The sequence below is a fragment of the Moraxella sp. K23 genome, assembly GCF_041154765.1.
Classification (GTDB): Bacteria; Pseudomonadota; Gammaproteobacteria; order Pseudomonadales; family Moraxellaceae; genus Faucicola; species Faucicola tetraodonis.
Window position 1 is genome coordinate 304706 of the sequence record NZ_AP031595.1, and the last position, 22316, is coordinate 327021.

The 22316-nt window shown below is 42.2% G+C and carries 5 protein-coding genes, 1 pseudogene and 1 CRISPR repeat array (1 of these 7 cut by a window edge); of the genes and pseudogenes, 3 read left to right on the plus strand and 3 right to left on the minus strand.

Translation table 11 applies throughout. From position 1 onward, the window contains the following. Positions 1 to 35 precede the first annotated feature (35 nt). On the plus strand, positions 36 to 13415 hold the full coding sequence (locus ACAM37_RS01340; protein ID WP_369626362.1) for an ESPR-type extended signal peptide-containing protein: 13380 nt from the start codon (positions 36 to 38) through the stop codon (positions 13413 to 13415). A gap of 72 nt (positions 13416 to 13487) precedes the next feature. Further along, entirely contained in the window at positions 13488 to 14303 is an 816-nt protein-coding gene (gene tpgA / locus ACAM37_RS01345; protein WP_369626363.1) for a trimeric autotransporter adhesin/peptidogylcan-associated protein TpgA, read from the plus strand. A gap of 164 nt (positions 14304 to 14467) precedes the next feature. On the opposite strand, the gene ACAM37_RS01350 is transcribed toward tpgA, so the two are convergent. From ACAM37_RS01350 to ACAM37_RS01365, 3 genes and pseudogenes are all read right to left on the minus strand, one after another. Next, positions 14468 to 14614 carry an integrase core domain-containing protein gene (locus tag ACAM37_RS01350; protein ID WP_157819398.1) on the minus strand — a complete coding sequence of 49 codons (147 nt, stop codon included), beginning with the start codon at positions 14612 to 14614 and terminating at the stop codon, positions 14468 to 14470. A 45-nt stretch (positions 14615 to 14659) separates the two neighbouring features. Then, positions 14660 to 16101: pseudogene (locus ACAM37_RS01355) on the minus strand (IS256 family transposase). A gap of 168 nt (positions 16102 to 16269) precedes the next feature. Continuing rightward, positions 16270 to 16569, minus strand: a complete 300-nt coding sequence (locus ACAM37_RS01365) for a helix-turn-helix domain-containing protein (RefSeq protein WP_099808518.1) — start codon at positions 16567 to 16569, stop codon at positions 16270 to 16272. A gap of 311 nt (positions 16570 to 16880) precedes the next feature. Here ACAM37_RS01365 and ACAM37_RS01370 point away from each other — a divergent pair, with 311 nt between their 5' ends. Further along, entirely contained in the window at positions 16881 to 18455 is a 1575-nt protein-coding gene (locus ACAM37_RS01370; protein WP_095356990.1) for a Fic family protein, read from the plus strand. A 1146-nt stretch (positions 18456 to 19601) separates the two neighbouring features. Further along, positions 19602 to 22316: direct repeats of the CRISPR family, unit length 28 nt; unit sequence TTTCTAAACCATCTATGCGATGGCGAAC (it continues 1394 nt past the right edge of the window).

The following is a 22316-nucleotide window of genomic DNA, read 5'->3' on the forward strand; positions in this document are numbered from 1 at the left end:
TTTATAAGTTATAAATCATATAAATAAAAGGTGTAATGATGAATAGGATCTATAGAGTAGTTTGGAATGCTTCCATAGGGGCATGGGTTGCGGTTTCGGAAAATGCAAAAAGTAAAACAAAAACCAAAACGGCAAAAGTAACGGTAGGGGCAGCAATTGTCATCGCTTCAGGGATAGTCATACCTGCTTATGCAGATGTAACGGGAGATGGGAAAAATATCACTGTAACAAAAGTTGGTAGTGATAATCAGGTCAGTATTACAGATAACCCTAATTTTACAACGGTCACGACGACAGGTGCAGTGAATGCGAATTCGTTGGCTGTAACCAATAATGCAACTGTTGGCGGTACATTGGGTGTCACAGGAAATACTACAGTAGGCGGTACTTTAAATGTAACAAATACAGCAAATTTAAATAATGGTGCAAATTTAAATAGCAAACAGATTACAGGATTGGCGGCAGGTACGGCAAATACAGATGCGGCGAATTACGGACAGGTCAAGGCATCAAAAACAGAAGTTGCAGCAGGAACAAATATCAGTGTCACCCCGACCACAGGTAGTAATGGACAAACAGTTTATACTGTAAAAACAATAGATAACCCTAATTTTACAACGGTCACAACGACAGGTGCAGTGAATGCGAATTCGTTGGCTGTAACCAATAATGCAACTGTTGGCGGTACATTGGGTGTCACAGGAAATACTACAGTAGGCGGTACTTTAAATGTAACAAATACAGCAAATTTAAATAATGGTGCAAATTTAAATAGCAAACAGATTACAGGATTGGCGGCAGGTACGGCAAATACAGATGCGGCGAATTACGGACAGGTCAAGGCATCAAAAACAGAAGTTGCAGCAGGAACAAATATCAGTGTCACCCCGACTACAGGTAGTGATGGACAAACAGTTTATACTGTAAAAACAATAGATAACCCTAATTTTACAACGGTCACGACGACAGGTGCAGTGAATGCGAATTCGTTGGCTGTAACCAATAATGCAACTGTTGGCGGTACATTAGGTGTCACAGGCACGACCACACTGAATGATAAATTAACTGTAAGTAAAAATGGTGCAGCAATTACTGGTGCAACGACGGTTACAGGCACATTAGGTGTTACAGGTACAACCACACTGAATGATAAATTAACTGTAAGCAAAAATGGTGCAGCAATTACTGGTGCAACCACAGTTACAGGCACATTAGGTGTTACCGGATTAGCCACATTAAATAGTGGGGCTGATTTAAATAATCAGAAAATTACCAAACTAGCAGTCGGTACGGCCGATACGGATGCAGTTAATCTGGGACAGATCAAGACACTTTTAAGTGTTGATCCAAGTAAAGATTATAATGGCATTAAGTATTTCCGTGCCAAATCGACAGCAGCGGATGCGCAAGCGAACGGTGATGAATCTGTTGCAATCGGACCGCAATCCCAAGCGCAGGGTAAAAGTGCAATCTCTATTGGAGATCAGTCAGTTGCTGCTGCGGATTCAAGCATTAGTATGGGGAAAACGGCCAATGCAATGGCTACAGGCAGTATTAGTATTGGCGAGAAATCATTTGCTTATAGAGATAATAACGTCGCTATTGGTAAGGAAGCAGTCGCGTTAGGATTAAATAGTACATCAATTGGTTCAACTACAGGTACACCACGTACACCTGTATATACAACGGATATAAACGATAATAATCGAATTATTGCTGTTGATGGTATTCCTGTTACAACAGATCCGGGTACGAACGGTCAAAATCCAAATAATATTATTACGATTAATGGTGTATCAGTTAGCGCTGCTCAAAGAGATAGTTTCCTGACTTTATTAAGTAGCGGAGCGAATCTTTCAGCCGGGAAAAATAGTTTGGCTGTAGGTACATCTAACCTGGCAACAGGTGAGTCAAGTGTTGCACTTGGTGATGCTGCTCAAGCTGTAGCCAAGGATGCGATTGCTACGGGTCGCCGTGCCCAGGCTTTAGGTGAAAATGCTATCTCAATCGGTGCAGAGTCACAGGCTGTAATCAATGCGGTTGTTGTCGGTGATCAGGCCAAGGCAACACAGGTTGGAGCAATCTCCGTAGGTCAGGGAGCCCAAACAGATACGGAGTACGGCGTGTCAGTGGGTTACCAGGCAGGAATAGGTTCGACTCAGGATGCTAAAAGTGACCGGACAGCACACATTGCCATTGGTAAGCAGGCAGGTCAAAATGTTAGTGGTAACCGTAATATTGCAATCGGTGTAGAGGCAGGTCAAAATCTGGACTCAGGCAAAACCGGTAGTGCCGATTTTAATATTGCGATTGGTTCTGAAGCCGGTTCCAATTTCACAGGCAATAATAATATTTCTATTGGTAGTGAAAGCAATAAGGGTAACAATGGTTCATTACAAAATTCCGTTGCATTAGGTCATCAAACCAATGCTTTGGATGGCGCAGTTGTGCTGGGTTACCAGGCAAAAGCAGAAAATGGGGTTGGAGGATCTGTTGGTTATAATGCCGTTGTTGTTGGTTCCAATGCCAAGGTCGATGGACAAGGGGGTGTTGCTCTAGGGAGTGATGCACGTGCAGGAGCATCGAATGTCGCTTTAGGTATTTCGAGCGTTGCAAATAGTAATTCTATTGGAGGCGGTTATTTAACCGACGCTTATAATAGTGGTTCAGGTGTAAATGTTGTATCTATAGGTAACTCATTAACTCAAAGAAGAATAACCAATGTAGCTGATGGTGCCGCAGGAACAGATGCTGTCAATGTTAATCAGCTGAAACAGTTAAATCAGAATATCAAAAATGTATTGGGTAATGATACAACCATTAATCCAGATGGTACATTAAGTTTTAAAGTCAATGGTACGTCTTATAGTGTACAAGGTGCGATAGAAGCACTATCGACAGGAAGTGGAACAGCACCAGCCAATACGGTGGTATATACGGATTCAAGTCAGAAACAGGTTTCATTTGGTGGAAGTGGCGGAACAGAATTAAAAAACGTTGCAGCTGGAACAACAGGCAATTCTGCGGTCAACAAGCAGCAGCTAGATGATGCAATTGCGACAGGAATGGTGAAATATGTCTCCATTAATAGTTCAAGGTCAGCCAATAAAAATAATACCAGTGCCGCTGCGACAGACTCTTTGGCAATAGGTGCGGGAGCACTCACGGGTAATAATGCAAATAATAGTGTATCTCTCGGTTTTGATACAAATGTACAAGATAAACAAAGTGTCGCAATTGGTTATAAAACGATCTCTGAACAGCGCTCATCCGTTGCCATAGGCGATCAGGCACATGCTTATAATGAGAATAATGTCGCGATAGGTACAACGGCCCAGAGTAAAGGTACAGACAGTATCACTATCGGAACAAATGCACAGGCAGACAATGATAATTCAGCAGATATGCCACATTATGCGATTGTGGTCGGTAGTGATGCAGAGGTCGCCAAAGCCGATCAGGGCATCTCGATTGGTCGTAAATCATTTGTTGATGCAAATAACGGTACGGCGATTGGTCATGAAGCACAGGTACTTAAAGGTGAACAAGGTACGGCAATTGGTCGTAAGGCACTAGTTACAGCAAATAATGCAACTGCTGTTGGTAATGAATCACGTGCGACGGGTACCAGCGCGAATGCTATTGGTGATGATGCACAAGCGACAGGTGCGAATAGTAATGCAATCGGTAAAAGTGCAAGAGCCAGTGCAACGAGTGCCACTGCTCTCGGTAATAATGCACAAGCGACCAGCGTCAGTAGTAATGCGATTGGTAATCAGGCAAAAGCCTATGCTGAAAATGCGAGTGCAATCGGTACTGCTGCTCAGGCCACAGGTATAAATGCCAATGCACTGGGCAAAAATGCCTATGCAGATAAACAGGATGCAACAGCAATAGGTAGTGCTGCTCAAGCAACGGGACTGAATGCCAATGCATTGGGTAAAGGGGCTGAAGCATTAAGACAGGATACGCTTGCTTTAGGTACAAGTGCCGTTGCAAGTGGCCTCAATGCGTCTGCTATAGGTAAAAGTGCAGATGCAGCAGGTTTAAATGCGAATGCATTTGGTAATGGAGCTACAGCTGGTGCTGAAAGTTCGAATGCTATAGGGACAGGTGCTAATGTATCTGCAACCAATGGTTTTGCTTTAGGTACTAATGCAAAAGTTACACATACAAATGCAGTTGCCTTGGGTAGTGGATCGATTTCTGGTAATGCAATTCCAACAACAGGCGCAGTTATTAACGGAAAAGAATATAGTTATGCAGGCATAAATCCAACATCAACTGTGAGTGTGGGCAGTGAACGTAATGAACGTCAAATCATTAATGTCGCTGCAGGTCGAGTATCTGATTTAAGTACTGATGCAATTAATGGTAGCCAGTTATTCCGAACCAATGAAGAATTAGCCAACCTAGCGAATAAAACAGCACAAGCATTAGGTGGTGGGGCATTAGCCAATCAAGCTACTGGAGCAATTAGTGCGCCAAGTTATACCGTCACAACTAACCCGGCAGGAACAGGTACAAAAACTACGGTCAGTAATGTAGGTGCAGCCTTAACTGCATTAGATACCGCAGTGAATCAACCATTAAGCTTTGCTGGTGATACGGGGGCTCAAATATCGCGTAAACTTGGTGAAACGCTCAATGTGAAAGGCGGTGCAACAGGTACACTTGCTGCCACTGGAAATATAGGTGTGGTTGCCAATGGAACAAATCAGCTGGATATTCGTCTTGCTGAAACAATAAATCTTGGTAGCAATGGTAGTGTGACAACAGGCTCTGCGAGCATAAAAAATAATGAAGTTAAAGTCGGTACCAATACTTTAACGGATACTGGATTAAAAGCCGGTAATGTGAGGGTAAATACTTCGACAAATGATGTTACTGGGTTAAGCAATACAACGTGGAATCCTGCAGGCACTTACAATAGTGGTCGAGCAGCGACCGAGGAACAGTTGCTTTCTGCACAAAATCAGCTAAATACAACTTTAACTACAACTTTAACTGATAAAGGTTTCAGTATCTCAGCCCAAGGTGCTAATTCAGATAAAGTTAAGCTAGGTGAAACAGTTGATTTCCGCAATACAGATGGAAATTTAGTTGCTACCCGCAGTGCGGATAATACTATTAACTATGATTTAGCTAAAAATATTAATGTTGACAAAGTGACGGCAGGCAATACGGTTGTCAATACCAATGGCGTTGTTATCACCAACCCGATAGATAGCACCAGAACAGTCAGCATCACCAGTGGTGGCATCAATGCCGGCGGCAACATCATTAGCAATGTTGCCAGCGGCGGTACAGTTGACACCAATGCAGCCAACATCGCCGATGTGAAAAAAGCATCATCAACAGTTGTGAAAGGCACCAATGTCACCAGTGTTACCTCAAACAGCACCAGCACAGGCACAACTTATACTGTTAATGCGGATGGGTCAAAAGTATCCGCAGGCAGTACAGCAGTTACAGTGAGTACAGGCACGAAAGATGCGAATAATGTCACGGATTATGCAGTTGATTTAAGTGCAGTGACCAAAAACGATATTCAAAAAGGTGTAGATGCGAAGACAGCCACAGACAAAGGCTTGAACTTTGCGGTGAATGGTGGAGCTGGCGACAATGTACAGCTGGGAGACACTGTTAACTTTGCAAATGGTACGAATACAACAGCGACCTATGATGCGGCGACGAATACCTACAAATACAGCCTGAACGATACCTTGTCCTTAAGCAATGCAGGCGGTTTATCGATTAAGGATAGTGCTGGTACAGGTACAGTCGTTTCTGTTGACAAGACAGGGGTGCAGTCAGGCAGCATTAAGCTAGATGCGTTGACAGGTAAGATCACAGGAGTAACAGATGGTCTTGTTGCAGCAGGATCTAAAGAAGCAGTAAATGGTGGTCAGCTTGATGCAGTAAAAGCGATAGCGAATACAGGCTGGAAACTGACGACAGATAAAACTGGTAAGGGTGCAGTGGCAGGTAGTTCAGTTGAACAGATCACGCCAGATGAAACAGTAACGTTTATCGCTGGTGACAACATTGCGGTTGAACAGGCAGGGAATAAGGTCACTGTTGCCACAGCGAAAGATGTAGCGTTTGATACAGTTACAGTCGGTGATGTTGTAATTAATAAGACCACGGGGATTAATGCAGGCAACAAGAAAGTTACGGGTGTAGCAGCAGGTACAGTTAGTGATGCTAGCACAGATGCGATTAATGGTAGCCAGTTAAAAGATGTTGCTGATATATTGGGTAGTAGCACAACAGTCAACCCTAATGGCAGTCTGAGTGCAAATAACATAGGCGGAACAACGTCTAGTACTATTGATGGCGCAATTAGCACAGTCAAAGGCTTGGCAGATACAGCACAAGCGACAGCAGACAAAGGCTTGAACTTTGCGGTGAATGGTGGAGCTGGCGACAATGTTAAACTGGGCGATACGATTAACTTTGCCAATGGCAGTAATACCACAGCGACCTATGATGCAGCGAGCAATACCTACAAATATGGACTGAATGACAACATTACATTGACCAATGCAGGCAGTTTGACTGTAGGTACGACAAAGGTAGATAACAGTGGTGTACAAGCCGGTGCAATCAAGCTTGATGCATCTACAGGTAAAATCACAGGCGTAACTGCGGGTGAATCTGCGACAGATGCAGTGAATGTTAGTCAGTTGCAAGCAGTTGAAGCGACAGCGAAAAAAGGCTGGAAACTGACTACGGATAAAGCAGGTACAGGAGTAGTTGCGGGCAGTTCGGTAGAACAGATCAGTCCTGATGAAACAGTGACGTTTGTAGCTGGTGACAACATTGCAGTTGAACAGGCAGGTAATAAAGTCACTGTTGCCACAGCGAAAGATGTAGCGTTTGATACAGTTACAGTCGGTGATGTTGTAATTAATAAGACCACGGGGATTAATGCAGGCAACAAGAAAGTTACGGGTGTAGCAGCAGGTACAGTTAGTGATGCTAGCACAGATGCGATTAATGGTAGCCAGTTAAAAGATGTTGCTGATATATTGGGTAGTAGCACAACAGTCAACCCTAATGGCAGTCTGAGTGCAAATAACATAGGCGGAACAACGTCTAGTACTATTGATGGCGCAATTAGCACAGTCAAAGGCTTGGCAGATACAGCACAAGCGACAGCAGACAAAGGCTTGAACTTTGCGGTGAATGGTGGAGCTGGCGACAATGTTAAACTGGGCGATACGATTAACTTTGCCAATGGCAGTAATACCACAGCGACCTATGATGCAGCGAGCAATACCTACAAATATGGACTGAATGACAACATTACATTGACCAATGCAGGCAGTTTGACTGTAGGTACGACAAAGGTAGATAACAGTGGTGTACAAGCCGGTGCAATCAAGCTTGATGCATCTACAGGTAAAATCACAGGCGTAACTGCGGGTGAATCTGCGACAGATGCAGTGAATGTTAGTCAGTTGCAAGCAGTTGAAGCGACAGCGAAAAAAGGCTGGAAACTGACTACGGATAAAGCAGGTACAGGAGTAGTTGCGGGCAGTTCGGTAGAACAGATCAGTCCTGATGAAACAGTGACGTTTGTAGCTGGTGACAACATTGCAGTTGAACAGGCAGGTAATAAAGTCACTGTTGCCACAGCGAAAGATGTAGCGTTTGATACAGTTACAGTCGGTGATGTTGTAATTAATAAGACCACGGGGATTAATGCAGGCAACAAGAAAGTTACGGGTGTAGCAGCAGGTACAGTTAGTGATGCTAGCACAGATGCGATTAATGGTAGCCAGTTAAAAGATGTTGCTGATATATTGGGTAGTAGCACAACAGTCAACCCTAATGGCAGTCTGAGTGCAAATAACATAGGCGGAACAACGTCTAGTACTATTGATGGCGCAATTAGCACAGTCAAAGGCTTGGCAGATACAGCACAAGCGACAGCAGACAAAGGCTTGAACTTTGCGGTGAATGGTGGAGCTGGCGACAATGTTAAACTGGGCGATACGATTAACTTTGCCAATGGCAGTAATACCACAGCGACCTATGATGCAGCGAGCAATACCTACAAATATGGACTGAATGACAACATTACATTGACCAATGCAGGCAGTTTGACTGTAGGTACGACAAAGGTAGATAACAGTGGTGTACAAGCCGGTGCAATCAAGCTTGATGCATCTACAGGTAAAATCACAGGCGTAACTGCGGGTGAATCTGCGACAGATGCAGTGAATGTTAGTCAGTTGCAAGCAGTTGAAGCGACAGCGAAAAAAGGCTGGAAACTGACGACAGATAAAACTGGTACGGGTGCAGTGGCAGGTAGTTCAGTTGAACAGATCACGCCAGATGAAACAGTGACGTTTGTAGCTGGTGACAACATTGCAGTTGAACAGGCAGGTAATAAAGTCACTGTTGCCACAGCGAAAGATGTAGCGTTTGATACAGTTACAGTCGGTGATGTTGTAATTAATAAGACCACGGGGATTAATGCAGGCAACAAGAAAGTTACGGGTGTAGCAGCAGGTACAGTTAGTGATGCTAGCACAGATGCGATTAATGGTAGCCAGTTAAAAGATGTTGCTGATATATTGGGTAGTAGCACAACAGTCAACCCTAATGGCAGTCTGAGTGCAAATAACATAGGCGGAACAACGTCTAGTACTATTGATGGCGCAATTAGCACAGTCAAAGGCTTGGCAGATACAGCACAAGCGACAGCAGACAAAGGCTTGAACTTTGCGGTGAATGGTGGAGCTGGCGACAATGTTAAACTGGGCGATACGATTAACTTTGCCAATGGCAGTAATACCACAGCGACCTATGATGCAGCGAGCAATACCTACAAATATGGACTGAATGACAACATTACATTGACCAATGCAGGCAGTTTGACTGTAGGTACGACAAAGGTAGATAACAGTGGTGTACAAGCCGGTGCAATCAAGCTTGATGCATCTACAGGTAAAATCACAGGCGTAACTGCGGGTGAATCTGCGACAGATGCAGTGAATGTTAGTCAGTTGCAAGCAGTTGAAGCGACAGCGAAAAAAGGCTGGAAACTGACTACGGATAAAGCAGGTACAGGAGTAGTTGCGGGCAGTTCGGTAGAACAGATCAGTCCTGATGAAACAGTGACGTTTGTAGCTGGTGACAACATTGCAGTTGAACAGGCAGGTAATAAAGTCACTGTTGCCACAGCGAAAGATGTAGCGTTTGATACAGTTACAGTCGGTGATGTTGTAATTAATAAGACCACGGGGATTAATGCAGGCAACAAGAAAGTTACGGGTGTAGCAGCAGGTACAGTTAGTGATGCTAGCACAGATGCGATTAATGGTAGCCAGTTAAAAGATGTTGCTGATATATTGGGTAGTAGCACAACAGTCAACCCTAATGGCAGTCTGAGTGCAAATAACATAGGCGGAACAACGTCTAGTACTATTGATGGCGCAATTAGCACAGTCAAAGGCTTGGCAGATACAGCACAAGCGACAGCAGACAAAGGCTTGAACTTTGCGGTGAATGGTGGAGCTGGCGACAATGTTAAACTGGGCGATACGATTAACTTTGCCAATGGCAGTAATACCACAGCGACCTATGATGCAGCGAGCAATACCTACAAATATGGACTGAATGACAACATTACATTGACCAATGCAGGCAGTTTGACTGTAGGTACGACAAAGGTAGATAACAGTGGTGTACAAGCCGGTGCAATCAAGCTTGATGCATCTACAGGTAAAATCACAGGCGTAACTGCGGGTGAATCTGCGACAGATGCAGTGAATGTTAGTCAGTTGCAAGCAGTTGAAGCGACAGCGAAAAAAGGCTGGAAACTGACTACGGATAAAGCAGGTACAGGAGTAGTTGCGGGCAGTTCGGTAGAACAGATCAGTCCTGATGAAACAGTAATGTTTATCGCTGGTGACAACATTGCGGTTGAACAGGCAGGGAATAAGGTCACTGTAGCAACGAAGAAAAATGTGGTATTTGACAGTGTGACTGCAGGTGGCACAGTCATCAATAATTCAGGCTTAAGCTTTGTTGATAGTGCAGGCACATTGGTTGCGAACAGCCCAAGCATCAGCAAAACAGGGATCAATGCAGGCAATCAGAAGATCACCAATGTTAAAGCTGGGGATGTCAATTCAACATCTACAGATGCTGTAAATGGCAGTCAGCTATATACAGCCCAAGACAATGTGAAGAATATATTGGGAAGCAGCACACAGATTGATCCAACCGGAAATTTAACTTCAACCAATATTGGCGGAGTTACAGGAGCCAATACGGTTCACGATGCAATTCAGCAAGTAAATAGCACTGCGACCAATGCGAAGACTCAGGCAGATAAAGGTTTGAATTTTGCAGTGAATGGTGTAATTCCAGCAGACAATGTACAGCTGGGAGACACTGTTAACTTTGCAAATGGTACGAATACAACAGCGACCTATGATGCGGCGACGAATACCTACAAATACAGCCTGAACGATACCTTGTCCTTAAGCAATGCGGGCAGTTTATCGATTAAGGATAGTGCTGGTACAGGTACAGTCGTTTCTGTTGACAAGACAGGGGTACAGTCAGGCAGCATTAAGCTAGATGCATCGACAGGTAAGATCACAGGAGTAACAGATGGTCTTGTTGCTGCAGGATCTACAGATGCTGTAAATGGTAGTCAGCTTGATGCAGTAAAAGCGATAGCGAATACAGGCTGGAAACTGACGACAGATAAAACTGGTACGGGTGCAGTGGCAGGTAGTTCAGTTAAACAGATCACGCCAGATGAAACAGTAACGTTTATCGCTGGTGATAACATTGCGGTTGAACAGGCAGGGAATAAGGTCACTGTAGCAACGAAGAAAGATGTGGTATTTGACAGTGTGACTGCAGGTGGCACAGTCATCAATAATTCAGGCTTAAGCTTTGTTGATAGTACAGGCACACTGGTTGCGAACAGCCCAAGCATCAGCAAAACAGGGATCAATGCAGGCAATCAGAAGATCACCAATGTTAAAGCTGGGGATGTCAATTCAACATCTACAGATGCCGTGAATGGCAGTCAGCTATATACAGCACAAAACAATGTGAAGAATATATTGGGAAGCAGCACACAGATTGATGCAACTGGCAATTTAACTTCAACCAATATTGGCGGAGTTACAGGAGCCAATACGGTTCACGATGCAATTCAGCAGGTAAATAACACTGCGACCAATGCGAAGACTCAGGCAGATAAAGGTTTGAATTTTGCAGTGAATGGTGTAATTCCAGCAGACAATGTACAGCTGGGAGACACTGTTAACTTTGCAAATGGTACGAATACAACAGCGACCTATGATGCGGCGACGAATACCTACAAATACAGCCTGAACGATACCTTGTCCTTAAGCAATGCAGGCGGTTTATCGATTAAGGATAGTGCTGGTACAGGTACAGTCGTTTCTGTTGACAAGACAGGGGTACAGTCAGGCAGCATTAAGCTAGATGCATCGACAGGTAAGATCACAGGAGTAACAGATGGTCTAGTTGCTGCAGGATCTAAAGACGCAGTAAATGGTGGTCAGCTTGATGCAGTAAAAGCGATAGCCAATACAGGCTGGAAACTGACGACAGATAAAACTGGTACGGGTGCAGTGGCAGGTAGTTCAGTTAAACAGATCACGCCAGATGAAACAGTAACGTTTATTGCTGGTGACAACATTGCGGTTGAACAGGCAGGGAATAAGGTCACTGTAGCAACGAAGAAAGATGTGGTATTTGACAGTGTGACATCGACAGATATATTAGGTAATACATCTATTCTGAGTGCAACAGGCATAATTACACAAGACAAGGATGGAAAAAAATCTGCATCATTAAGTAATACGGGTTTATTTGTAGCTGAAATGAATGCAACTGGAAATACGTTGAGCAGTAGTAGTCTTGAAGCAGGTAAATTGACTGTAAAAGGCACTAACACACTGGTGCTAGATTCAGTGAAAGGTACATTGACTGGTTTGAGTAATAAGACACTTGGAAGTGGTGATTTTGCATCTCAAGGCCGTGCAGCGACTGAAGAACAGCTGAACCAGGCGCAAAGTAATGTCGCATCTATTTTAGGCGGTAATGCAGCCAATAACGGCGGCCTGCTCAGCATGTCCAATATTGGTGGTACTGGTGAAAGTACTATTGATGATGCAATCAAATCAGTCAATCAAGTGGCCAATAATGCCAATAAAGGCTGGAATGTCAGTACCAATGGCGGTACAGCAAACAATGTGAAGCCAAACGATACTATTGATTTTAGTAATAAAGATGGCAATGTCATAGTTTCAAATCAGGGCAATAACATTATTGTCGATTTAAACAAAGATATTGATTTGGGTGCAACTGGCAGTGTAACGACCGGAGACACTAAAATTGATAATAATGGTTTAACCATTGCGGGTGGCCCAAGCATAACTAAAAATGGTATCGATGCGGGCAAACAAAAAGTGACCAATGTTGCTGACGGTAAAATTGCTGCCGGTTCTCAAGATGCTGTGAATGGTGGTCAAATTCACGACATGATGGGTGCTGGTGCTTATGACACCAATGGAAATCTCAGTAATATTGGTGGAACAGGTCAAAGCAATATTAACGATGCTATTGCAGCAGTAAACAAAACCGCAGTTCAATCTAAATCGACTGTGACTGAAGGCAGCAATATCAAAGTTGTGAGCAATCCAAATGCAGATGGCAGTACTAACTATACGGTGTCAACAGCTGATGATATTACGCTGAACAGTGTTACAGCGAAGGATATTAATGCAGGTACTGTAACGACTGATAAGGTGGTTGCTGGCAATACCACTATTGATAGCAGTGGCTTGAGCATTAAAAATGGTCCATCTGTGACCGCTTCCGGTATTGATGCAGGCAGTAAAGTAGTGAGTAATGTCAGCAATGGCGTGCAAAACAGCGATGCTGTGAATATGGGGCAGTTGTCTCAATACCTAGGCGGCGGTGCTGGCTATAACAACATCACGCAAAGTTTTGATGCGCCAAATTATCAAGTCAATGGTGGTTCTTATAACAATGTCGGTGATGCATTAGGTGCGCTCAATCAGGCCGATCAGGCATTGGGTAACCGTATTACAAATTTGGGTGATCAGTTACAACAAGCATTCTACTCAACAAATCAACGTATTGATGATGTTGAGAAAAAAGCCAATGCAGGTATTGCTGCGGCAATGGCACTAGAAAATGCACCGTACATTCCAGGTAAATACACTTATGCGGCAGGTGCTGCCTATCATGGCGGTGAAAATGCAATTGGTTTGACTTTACGTAAAACTGCGGATAACGGTCGCTGGTCATTGGCTGGTGGTGTTGCTGCCGGTTCATCAGGTGATCCAAGTGTACGTGTTGGTATCAGTGGTGTAATTGATTAATGCATGGTGGGGAAAGAGCATGATGGCTCTTTCCCACTTGTTTTTTAAATTTAATCAAGAATTGAGATGACAATGAAAACTTTATTAAAAACAATTGTAAGCTGTGTATTTTTAACTGGTGTGCTGAGTGGTCTAACACATGCAAAAGAGCAGATTAATTTACAGATGGCTGATGAGTCCGTTTATTTTCCAGAAGTGAAAAAAAGTTACCTAGATCAAGTTCACCGTTATGAATATGATCAGGTACTGCGTCTGGAAAATGGCTTAACCAAAGACCAAATTCGTTATATTTTGGGCCATCCACATTTTAGCGAAGGCGTGTTTGGGGTTCGTGAATGGAACTATGTATTGGATATCCGTGTGCCTGAAACCCAGCAATACAAACGCTGCCAGTTACGTATCGATTTTGATAAAGACTACTTGGCCAAGGCATATTATTGGAAGGGTGAAGCCTGTCAGGGCTTGGCGCAATATGGTGCCAACAATCAACCTGTAGATAAAAATGCATTGGTTGTTGGAGGACTGAATGCCCAAGTTGCACAAGCTAGCGTACTATTCGCCTTTGACCGTTATGATGAGTCTGCGATTAACCGTGACTTTAGCCGCGTGGAAGAAATTGCAGAGGCCATTAAGCAGTCCGGCAGCCAGCGGGTTACTGTGACGGGTTATGCTGATAAATTGGGTAACTTTAACTATAACCAAGTTTTATCTGCACAGCGTGCGAATACCGTGGCTTATTTGCTAGCTCAACTGGGGATTGATCCGAATTACATTAAAGTCGATGCCAATGGAGCAACCCGAATTTATAAAGAGTGTGAAGGTCAAACCAAATCTGCTTCAACCGTGGAATGTCTAGCACCAAATCGCCGAGTAAATATTAATTGGTAATAAGAATTAATGGAGTATATTGTGCTGATAAAGTAACTGTATACTCTTTTTCCTTAAAATTAAGAGGTTTAGAAAATAAAAATGATTTTAATCAAGGCAGTTTAAGCAAATTAAGATACGAACTAGGTAATCCTCCCATAAATAACCGAAGTTAAAAGTAGAGGTTAAGCAGCCATTAGAGGAGGCCTTCCTTTGTTGGCCTGGTGTGGTCTTTCATGATTGTAATGCCGCAGCCAATTTGTTGCATAATCTTGTACTTCATCCGTAAGCAATCCGCGAGATTGCAAGAATTTTTGTGTAAACCTAAAAATAGACCCAAATTAGCGATTGGTTAAAAAGCAAACAAATATTCTATATTAATACCTTTCCACCCGATGACCATATAACATCACAAACTGTCTCATTGCAGGTTTCCAATTTTGAATCGGCATCGTCCATTTCTGCATCGTATTGATAAGCGCCATATAAATTGCCTTAAATACCGCATCATCATTCGGGAAAGTCTTTTTGGTGCTCGTCACCTTTCTTAAACTGGCATTCAATGATTCAATGGTATTGGTGGTATAAATCACCCGTCTGATGTCTTTGGGATAATCAAAGAACGTGGTTAATCGACCCCAGTTTTCTTGCCAGGACTTGGATATCTGTGGATGTTCGCCGTCCCATTTTTCGGCAAAGGCAAGTAAATTATCTTCCGCTTCAGCAAGGGTATCAGCCCCATAGATGGTTTTTAAATCAGTGGCTATTTCTTTTCTTTGTTTATAGCTGACATACTTCAATGAGTTTCTAACTTGGTGGACAATACACAGTTGAACCTTGGTTTTAGGAAATACCGTTTCAATTGCTTCAGGAAAGCCTTTTAGTCCATCACAGCAGGCAATAAAGATATCATTAACCCCACGGTTTTTAAGCTCGTTCATTACCGATAGCCAGAACTTGGCCCCTGAACGAGGAAATAGCGAAGCATCGCTTCGCCCGAGTGCAAGGCGAGAGCTGTGCTCGAGTGATTCTTGGCAATCCAAAGACCCTTGCGGAACTATAATCGTTCCTCATCTTTTCGACCTTCGGTGTTGATGCCTAAAGCCAGATAAACACATTTATTATGAGCAATGCCTTCTTCTCGATTTTTAACCACCAATCCGTCAAGATAGACGACAGGGTAAATCGGTTCAAGTGGACGCTGTTGCCATTGTTTGACTTCATCCAGTACGCTGTCGGTAACCGTTGAGATAAAGGTGGAGGAAACGTCAACGCCATAGATTTCTTTTAAGTGCGCTTGAATGTCACGGGTGCTCATGCCCCGAGAGTATAGAGATATTACTTTGTCGTCAAAGCCGTTTAACGTGCGTTCATGCTTTTTAACAAATTGTGGCTCGAAGCTGCCTACTCGATCCCTTGGTACGTCAAGTTGTATTTTACCAAAGTCAGTACGGACGGTTTTTTTAGTGGTGCCGTTACGGGCATTGCTATTCTTACGAGCGGGTTTGCCTGCAAGTGATACGGTTTCTCCGCTTAGGGTACTAGGCTGGATAGTTTCTTCTTCAGCTGATGGCTGTTCGTCCTCAAGCCAATCATTTTTAGGTTCATGATTGATGAAGTCATCAAGCGTTTCTTTATTAGCTTTGCTTTGGTAGTCGTGTTTGGCGTAGCCAAGATGATGGGTCATTTCGGCTTGTAAGGCTCGTTCGGCAAGTCGTTTAGTGAGTTGTTTTAAGATACCGTTTTCACCCAAGATTTTTTCGGGGGTTTGGTAGTCTTTTAATAGTTCTTCAAGCAAAACTTCTGTTGAATCTTTCATTGATATTTTCCTGTGTAAACTTATGTTTTATAATGAGGTTTACACAAAATATTTTACAGTCTCACATCTGGTATTGATGATTGAAGGATTTTTTGAATAGCCATATCCTTTCACTTCCTCTCACATCTCGTGGCTAAATACCAAATTGTAGTCTAATATCCATATCACTTACAATTTGCTTGAAGCGCGTTTGCGTAGCGTTTTTTGTGCTATCACTTCATCAATCGTCTTAGGGTTATTTGCAAACAGGTCGGCAAATTCATTCACTAGCCCTACCGACATGGCATAGCGGATAACGTTATCGAGCGTTCCTCCTTCTCCTGACTCAATACGAGAAACGGTACTTAGTCCAATGCCAGCCCTTTGGGCAAGTTCAACCTGCGTCAGATTCTGGTACAAACGCTGCTGTTTTAAGCGTTTGCCCAGTGACTTACTAAATTCTGAGGGTGTATAGAAGTCAAATCGCATATTAAATGAGCATCCATTAATAATTCATTTTTGATATTTTAATGGCTATTTTAACATTTAATCATTCAATTATGAATTATTTATATGAACTGAAGGCATGGGAGGCTTCAATATTTAGGAGTATACCGTCATGCAAGCAAAATAATATTAAGAAGGGATTAATAGTACAAATGCCTGTAATTTAATCAATACAAAATATAAAAATAAAATTATTTTGTTGCATAATTTATTGAAATATCTATTTTGTTGCATTTATTACTAATTTTCTGCACAATCCTTTTTAAATAAATACTATGTTGCAATGGTTAGTTATGCGTCTTTTTAAAGAATCGTATCATTCTATCAAAAATCCAATTGGCGCAGTCTGGCTTATTCAATATTTTAACATTGAGTTGGCGTTCCCATTGTATTTAGTAAGCCGTCTAGGGGGGCGCCGAGAAAGCCATCTAGAAGATGATTTTAGAGAAGAAGTTTATCAGTTTAGCAAACAACCAGCCGACACTGTGATCGCTCATTTGCAATTTTATCTACGTCATGAAATTCCGCACTATGAGCTAATGTATCGACTATTTCATCAGGTCGATGGTTCTCTATTGGTTGACTGGATAACTAATGAGCCCACCGGACAATATGCCAGACGTGCAGGCTTTTTATACGAATGGTTTACGGGGAATACTTTAACCATTACTGCCAATATTAGTGGCAACTATGTTGATGCGCTAGATGATGCTAAGGTAGTCACCGCATCGCCCGATAAAGTCACTAAAAATAGTCGTTGGCGTATTAATAATAATTTGGCAGGTACGCCAGATTTTTGCCCAATGGTGGTAAAAACCACGCAAGTTGAACAAGCTGCACAACTTGATATCGTACAAATGCTGCAGTCGCTTAATCATGAATTTGGTGAAGATTTACTATTACGCTCAGCAGTATGGTTAACTTTACGGGAAAGTAAAGCCAGTTTTATAATTGAAGGGGAGGGTAAACAGACCAAACGCATTGAGCGCTTTGCCCAAGTGATCGCTCAGCGGACGGGAAAAGGCGACCTACCTATAACCGATAGTGAATTAACGCAGTTACAACAGGCAATTTTAGGGGAGAAGACCGCATTACCGCAATTGGGAATTCGAAAGTCTCCAGTATTTATTGGACAGATCGAGCAGCGCACCTTTACCCCAATAGTCCACTACATTGCGCCGCCTTTTGAGCAAGTTGTCAACATGTTGGCAGGGTTACAGAGCTTTTTTGATGTTACGCAAGGGCAACCTTCTATTATGCGAGCAGCGGTGTTAAGTTTTGCCTTTGTGTATATTCATCCATTAGCCGATGGTAATGGCCGAGTGCATCGGTTTTTAGTCAATGATTTACTATACCGAGATGGAATATTAAGTGAACCGATGATTTTGCCGATTTCATCTGCCATCAGTGACAGCACACAACATCGCCGTGATTATGACAAAATACTAGATACCGTCTCTAAGCCGCTAATGGCAAAATTGATCGGTGAATATCAATTTGAGACCACGCAAATCTTTGAAGATGGTATCAAGTCTAACTTGCACTTGGGTAATGTTGACAATGCATTGCCGATTTGGCGTTTTTTGGATTTGACGCCGCACGTGCTGTATTTAGCCAAGCTTGTATCCCGTGTCATTCAAGATGATTTATATCAAGAAAGCCATTATTTGTATCAACACAATCAAGCACGTGATGCGATAAAAGAGCTGATGGATATGCCAAATGATTATGCCGATAGAATCATCCGTAGCATCAGGGACAATCAGGGTGAACGAAGCCAAAAACTGGTGAAAGAAATGCCTTTTTTAGCAGATGATACATTATGGCAACAGCTATTTAAAGCAGTTAAGAAAGCTTTCAAAAACTAGCCTTGTCAATCAAAAATCGCTCAATATGATTTACAAGCTATTTTGTCAATCATTCATGAGTGATAACTTTCTTTGTCAATCAAAATTCTTAAAAAGTGATTTACAACATAATCACAATGCTTAATCTTGACCAAGCTATCCACTACCATGAAGGTAAATTTCCACCGCAAGGTATTACTCTCGATAGAATCATGAATATATTATTGAGAACAACAATTACTATTGTTAATTTTACTTTAAATTAAAAAATAGTTTAATATATTTTAATAAAATTTTGGAGAATTACGTTATTTTTCTTAAATGAAGTGAAAGGGTGGGGGGTAAAAAAATTCTAATTTTTGAATTTTTTTCGTGCCCGTAAATTTCTAGTATGCTTTAAATCATTTAAATTGATAAAGGAATTACGTATTATTAATCATTGATATTAAAGAAAATATATATTAAAGTACATTAATATAAAATAAGATTCGAATCGTGGCAAACCTTGACATGGTGGGGGTCGTCTGTTCGAGTCAGATTATGCCTACCATATTCCAAAAGCCCCAGTCGATTGATTGGGGCTTTTTTATTGCAGTGATATCAAGGGCTTGGGCGGTTTTTGCGAAGTAAATAATTTGACCACTTTTGTGATTTTGGGCACAGAAAAATCGCTTAAAAATCTTGTGTGCCCATTTTGTGCCCAAATTGTGCCTTGGTTAATTTTTGAGCAAGTAGGTTTTCACCCCCACTCAAATTTAAAAGAGATGAAACTGAATTTATTTCTTTTAGCTTTTATCACTCATTTTAAAAAACCTTCATGTCCTAAAAAAATCCTTTCAAAGTTATTCCCTCCAAATTAAAAACATGGCTATTAGAAACTTCAAGACATTGACACACTAGTTTAGTTAACCGTCTTGAGATTGGAAAAATAGATACAAAAGTTGTTATACGGACTATATAAAGTTTTGAGTTTTCACGGTACGACTCTAAATCCACATACTAATAAAATAATACATAAGCAAAAATTCAATATATTAAATTGCTTACCTTAACTTTAGATTAGGACTATCTCGTATAAAAATGAGAAATATTGACGAAAAAAATGCAAAGTAGATATATACTAGAAAAATTTGATAGGGTGCATGAACAATATCAATCAAGCTCATGTTTCTAAACCATCTATGCGATGGCGAACATAAATCTAAAACTGCATCCTATTCGGTTAATTTTCTAAACCATCTATGCGATGGCGAACGCCCTGAAGTCATCAATCATGTGCTCACTGAATTTCTAAACCATCTATGCGATGGCGAACGATTTTAACGTCAAAGATAGGCAAACATACTATTTCTAAACCATCTATGCGATGGCGAACATCCAAGACAATGAAAAGCTATCTACCCTCATTTTCTAAACCATCTATGCGATGGCGAACGTGATTTTAAGGTTCTGTTCAAGGTTATCTGTTTTCTAAACCATCTATGCGATGGCGAACTGTTGATAGTTTTGGATTTTGATATCGTCAACTTTCTAAACCATCTATGCGATGGCGAACTTATTCATGGGATTCCCCCGTCCCATCGTTAGTTTCTAAACCATCTATGCGATGGCGAACAGCCCGTAACGGTACATCACTGCAAGCATTATTTTCTAAACCATCTATGCGATGGCGAACCTAATACAACTTATAAAGTGTCAGACTTTTACTTTCTAAACCATCTATGCGATGGCGAACTGTGGGATTGTCCAAGACTGCAATATGTTGTTTTTCTAAACCATCTATGCGATGGCGAACGCGCCTGAGACATAACCAAAGCCAACGACAAATTTCTAAACCATCTATGCGATGGCGAACTCCTGTTGCCTTTGGCTCTCTTTGCCTATGCTTTTCTAAACCATCTATGCGATGGCGAACAGAAAGGCGCCAGTATTGAATTGGGTGCAAGCTTTCTAAACCATCTATGCGATGGCGAACACAATTCATCAAGCGTACGATAAAAGCCAAGATTTCTAAACCATCTATGCGATGGCGAACCTTGGTCAACTGCACCAGACTGCACCCATGGCTTTCTAAACCATCTATGCGATGGCGAACGTCAAATTGTTTACGCATAGTTTATCCTCCTTTTTCTAAACCATCTATGCGATGGCGAACGCAGGGTCAGCTTGAGTCTAGCTACAATGACTTTTCTAAACCATCTATGCGATGGCGAACCGCAGTAAAGGGTGTGAGTGGGACCGGGTGATTTTCTAAACCATCTATGCGATGGCGAACCAAGCTGATTGGATGGGTGGCAAGCAAGCAAATTTCTAAACCATCTATGCGATGGCGAACAAGGTACTAGCGAGTGGCTGAACGCTCGCTTATTTCTAAACCATCTATGCGATGGCGAACGCGTCATAGGACGCTCAGTCGCGTCTGGTTTATTTCTAAACCATCTATGCGATGGCGAACACCTGTGTTGGTATTGCATTAAATCCGAAAAATTTCTAAACCATCTATGCGATGGCGAACCAGCGATATTGACAAAGCTGGCGACAGTTGAATTTCTAAACCATCTATGCGATGGCGAACCCTACTGGTAACCGTGTCGCTGGCTTGTTGATTTTCTAAACCATCTATGCGATGGCGAACCAGGATTTATCCCCAATGCAGATACAACTGTATTTCTAAACCATCTATGCGATGGCGAACAAGAAGCCATTGACATTGTTAAGCAGCATCAATTTCTAAACCATCTATGCGATGGCGAACGAAAGACAAACTCTTTATTGCCTGTGATTGGTTTTCTAAACCATCTATGCGATGGCGAACTTTATAAATTGCATTTTTTTAACTCTATTACTTTTCTAAACCATCTATGCGATGGCGAACAGGGCGGTTCAGATATCGCATTATCTTTTCTATTTCTAAACCATCTATGCGATGGCGAACTCACGCAAAACATAGCCCCACACTTAGATTTTTTTCTAAACCATCTATGCGATGGCGAACGAGTCGGTGAAGTGTGAAATAAAGTTTAAAGATTTCTAAACCATCTATGCGATGGCGAACTTTGTGGTCGCTTAATCACTGCGTCAGTCATTTTTCTAAACCATCTATGCGATGGCGAACTGATAATCTTGATTGATGCCCATATCACGGCTTTTCTAAACCATCTATGCGATGGCGAACACGGGCAAGACGTTTACGCAAATCACCACTGATTTCTAAACCATCTATGCGATGGCGAACTCAGCAATCATGGTGGACTATCTGCAAATCATTTTCTAAACCATCTATGCGATGGCGAACTGCCCCTTGAGACTGACTACCATACAGCAGTGTTTCTAAACCATCTATGCGATGGCGAACGCAGTTTTTGGCGGAGTGGCAGTTTTGTCCTCTTTCTAAACCATCTATGCGATGGCGAACCTAAAAGCCGACTTTTTGCCTTATTACCTACCTTTCTAAACCATCTATGCGATGGCGAACGCTCAATGCTAAATGTGCCTGCTTTGCCACGGTTTCTAAACCATCTATGCGATGGCGAACAGCTCTGCTAAATCCATTTGGTCGCACACATCTTTCTAAACCATCTATGCGATGGCGAACGTAGCGTTCACGTTGATAACGACAACAAAGTTTTTCTAAACCATCTATGCGATGGCGAACATATTGTTTTTGATGGTGACTTGACCGTCACATTTCTAAACCATCTATGCGATGGCGAACCCACTAGCGTAGGACACGTGCTTTTAGGTTTGTTTCTAAACCATCTATGCGATGGCGAACGCGTCGAGCGTGTCAAATTGTTGTGATGCTGTTTTCTAAACCATCTATGCGATGGCGAACCACGTATTGACCATTTACCAGGCGCAGCTCAATTTCTAAACCATCTA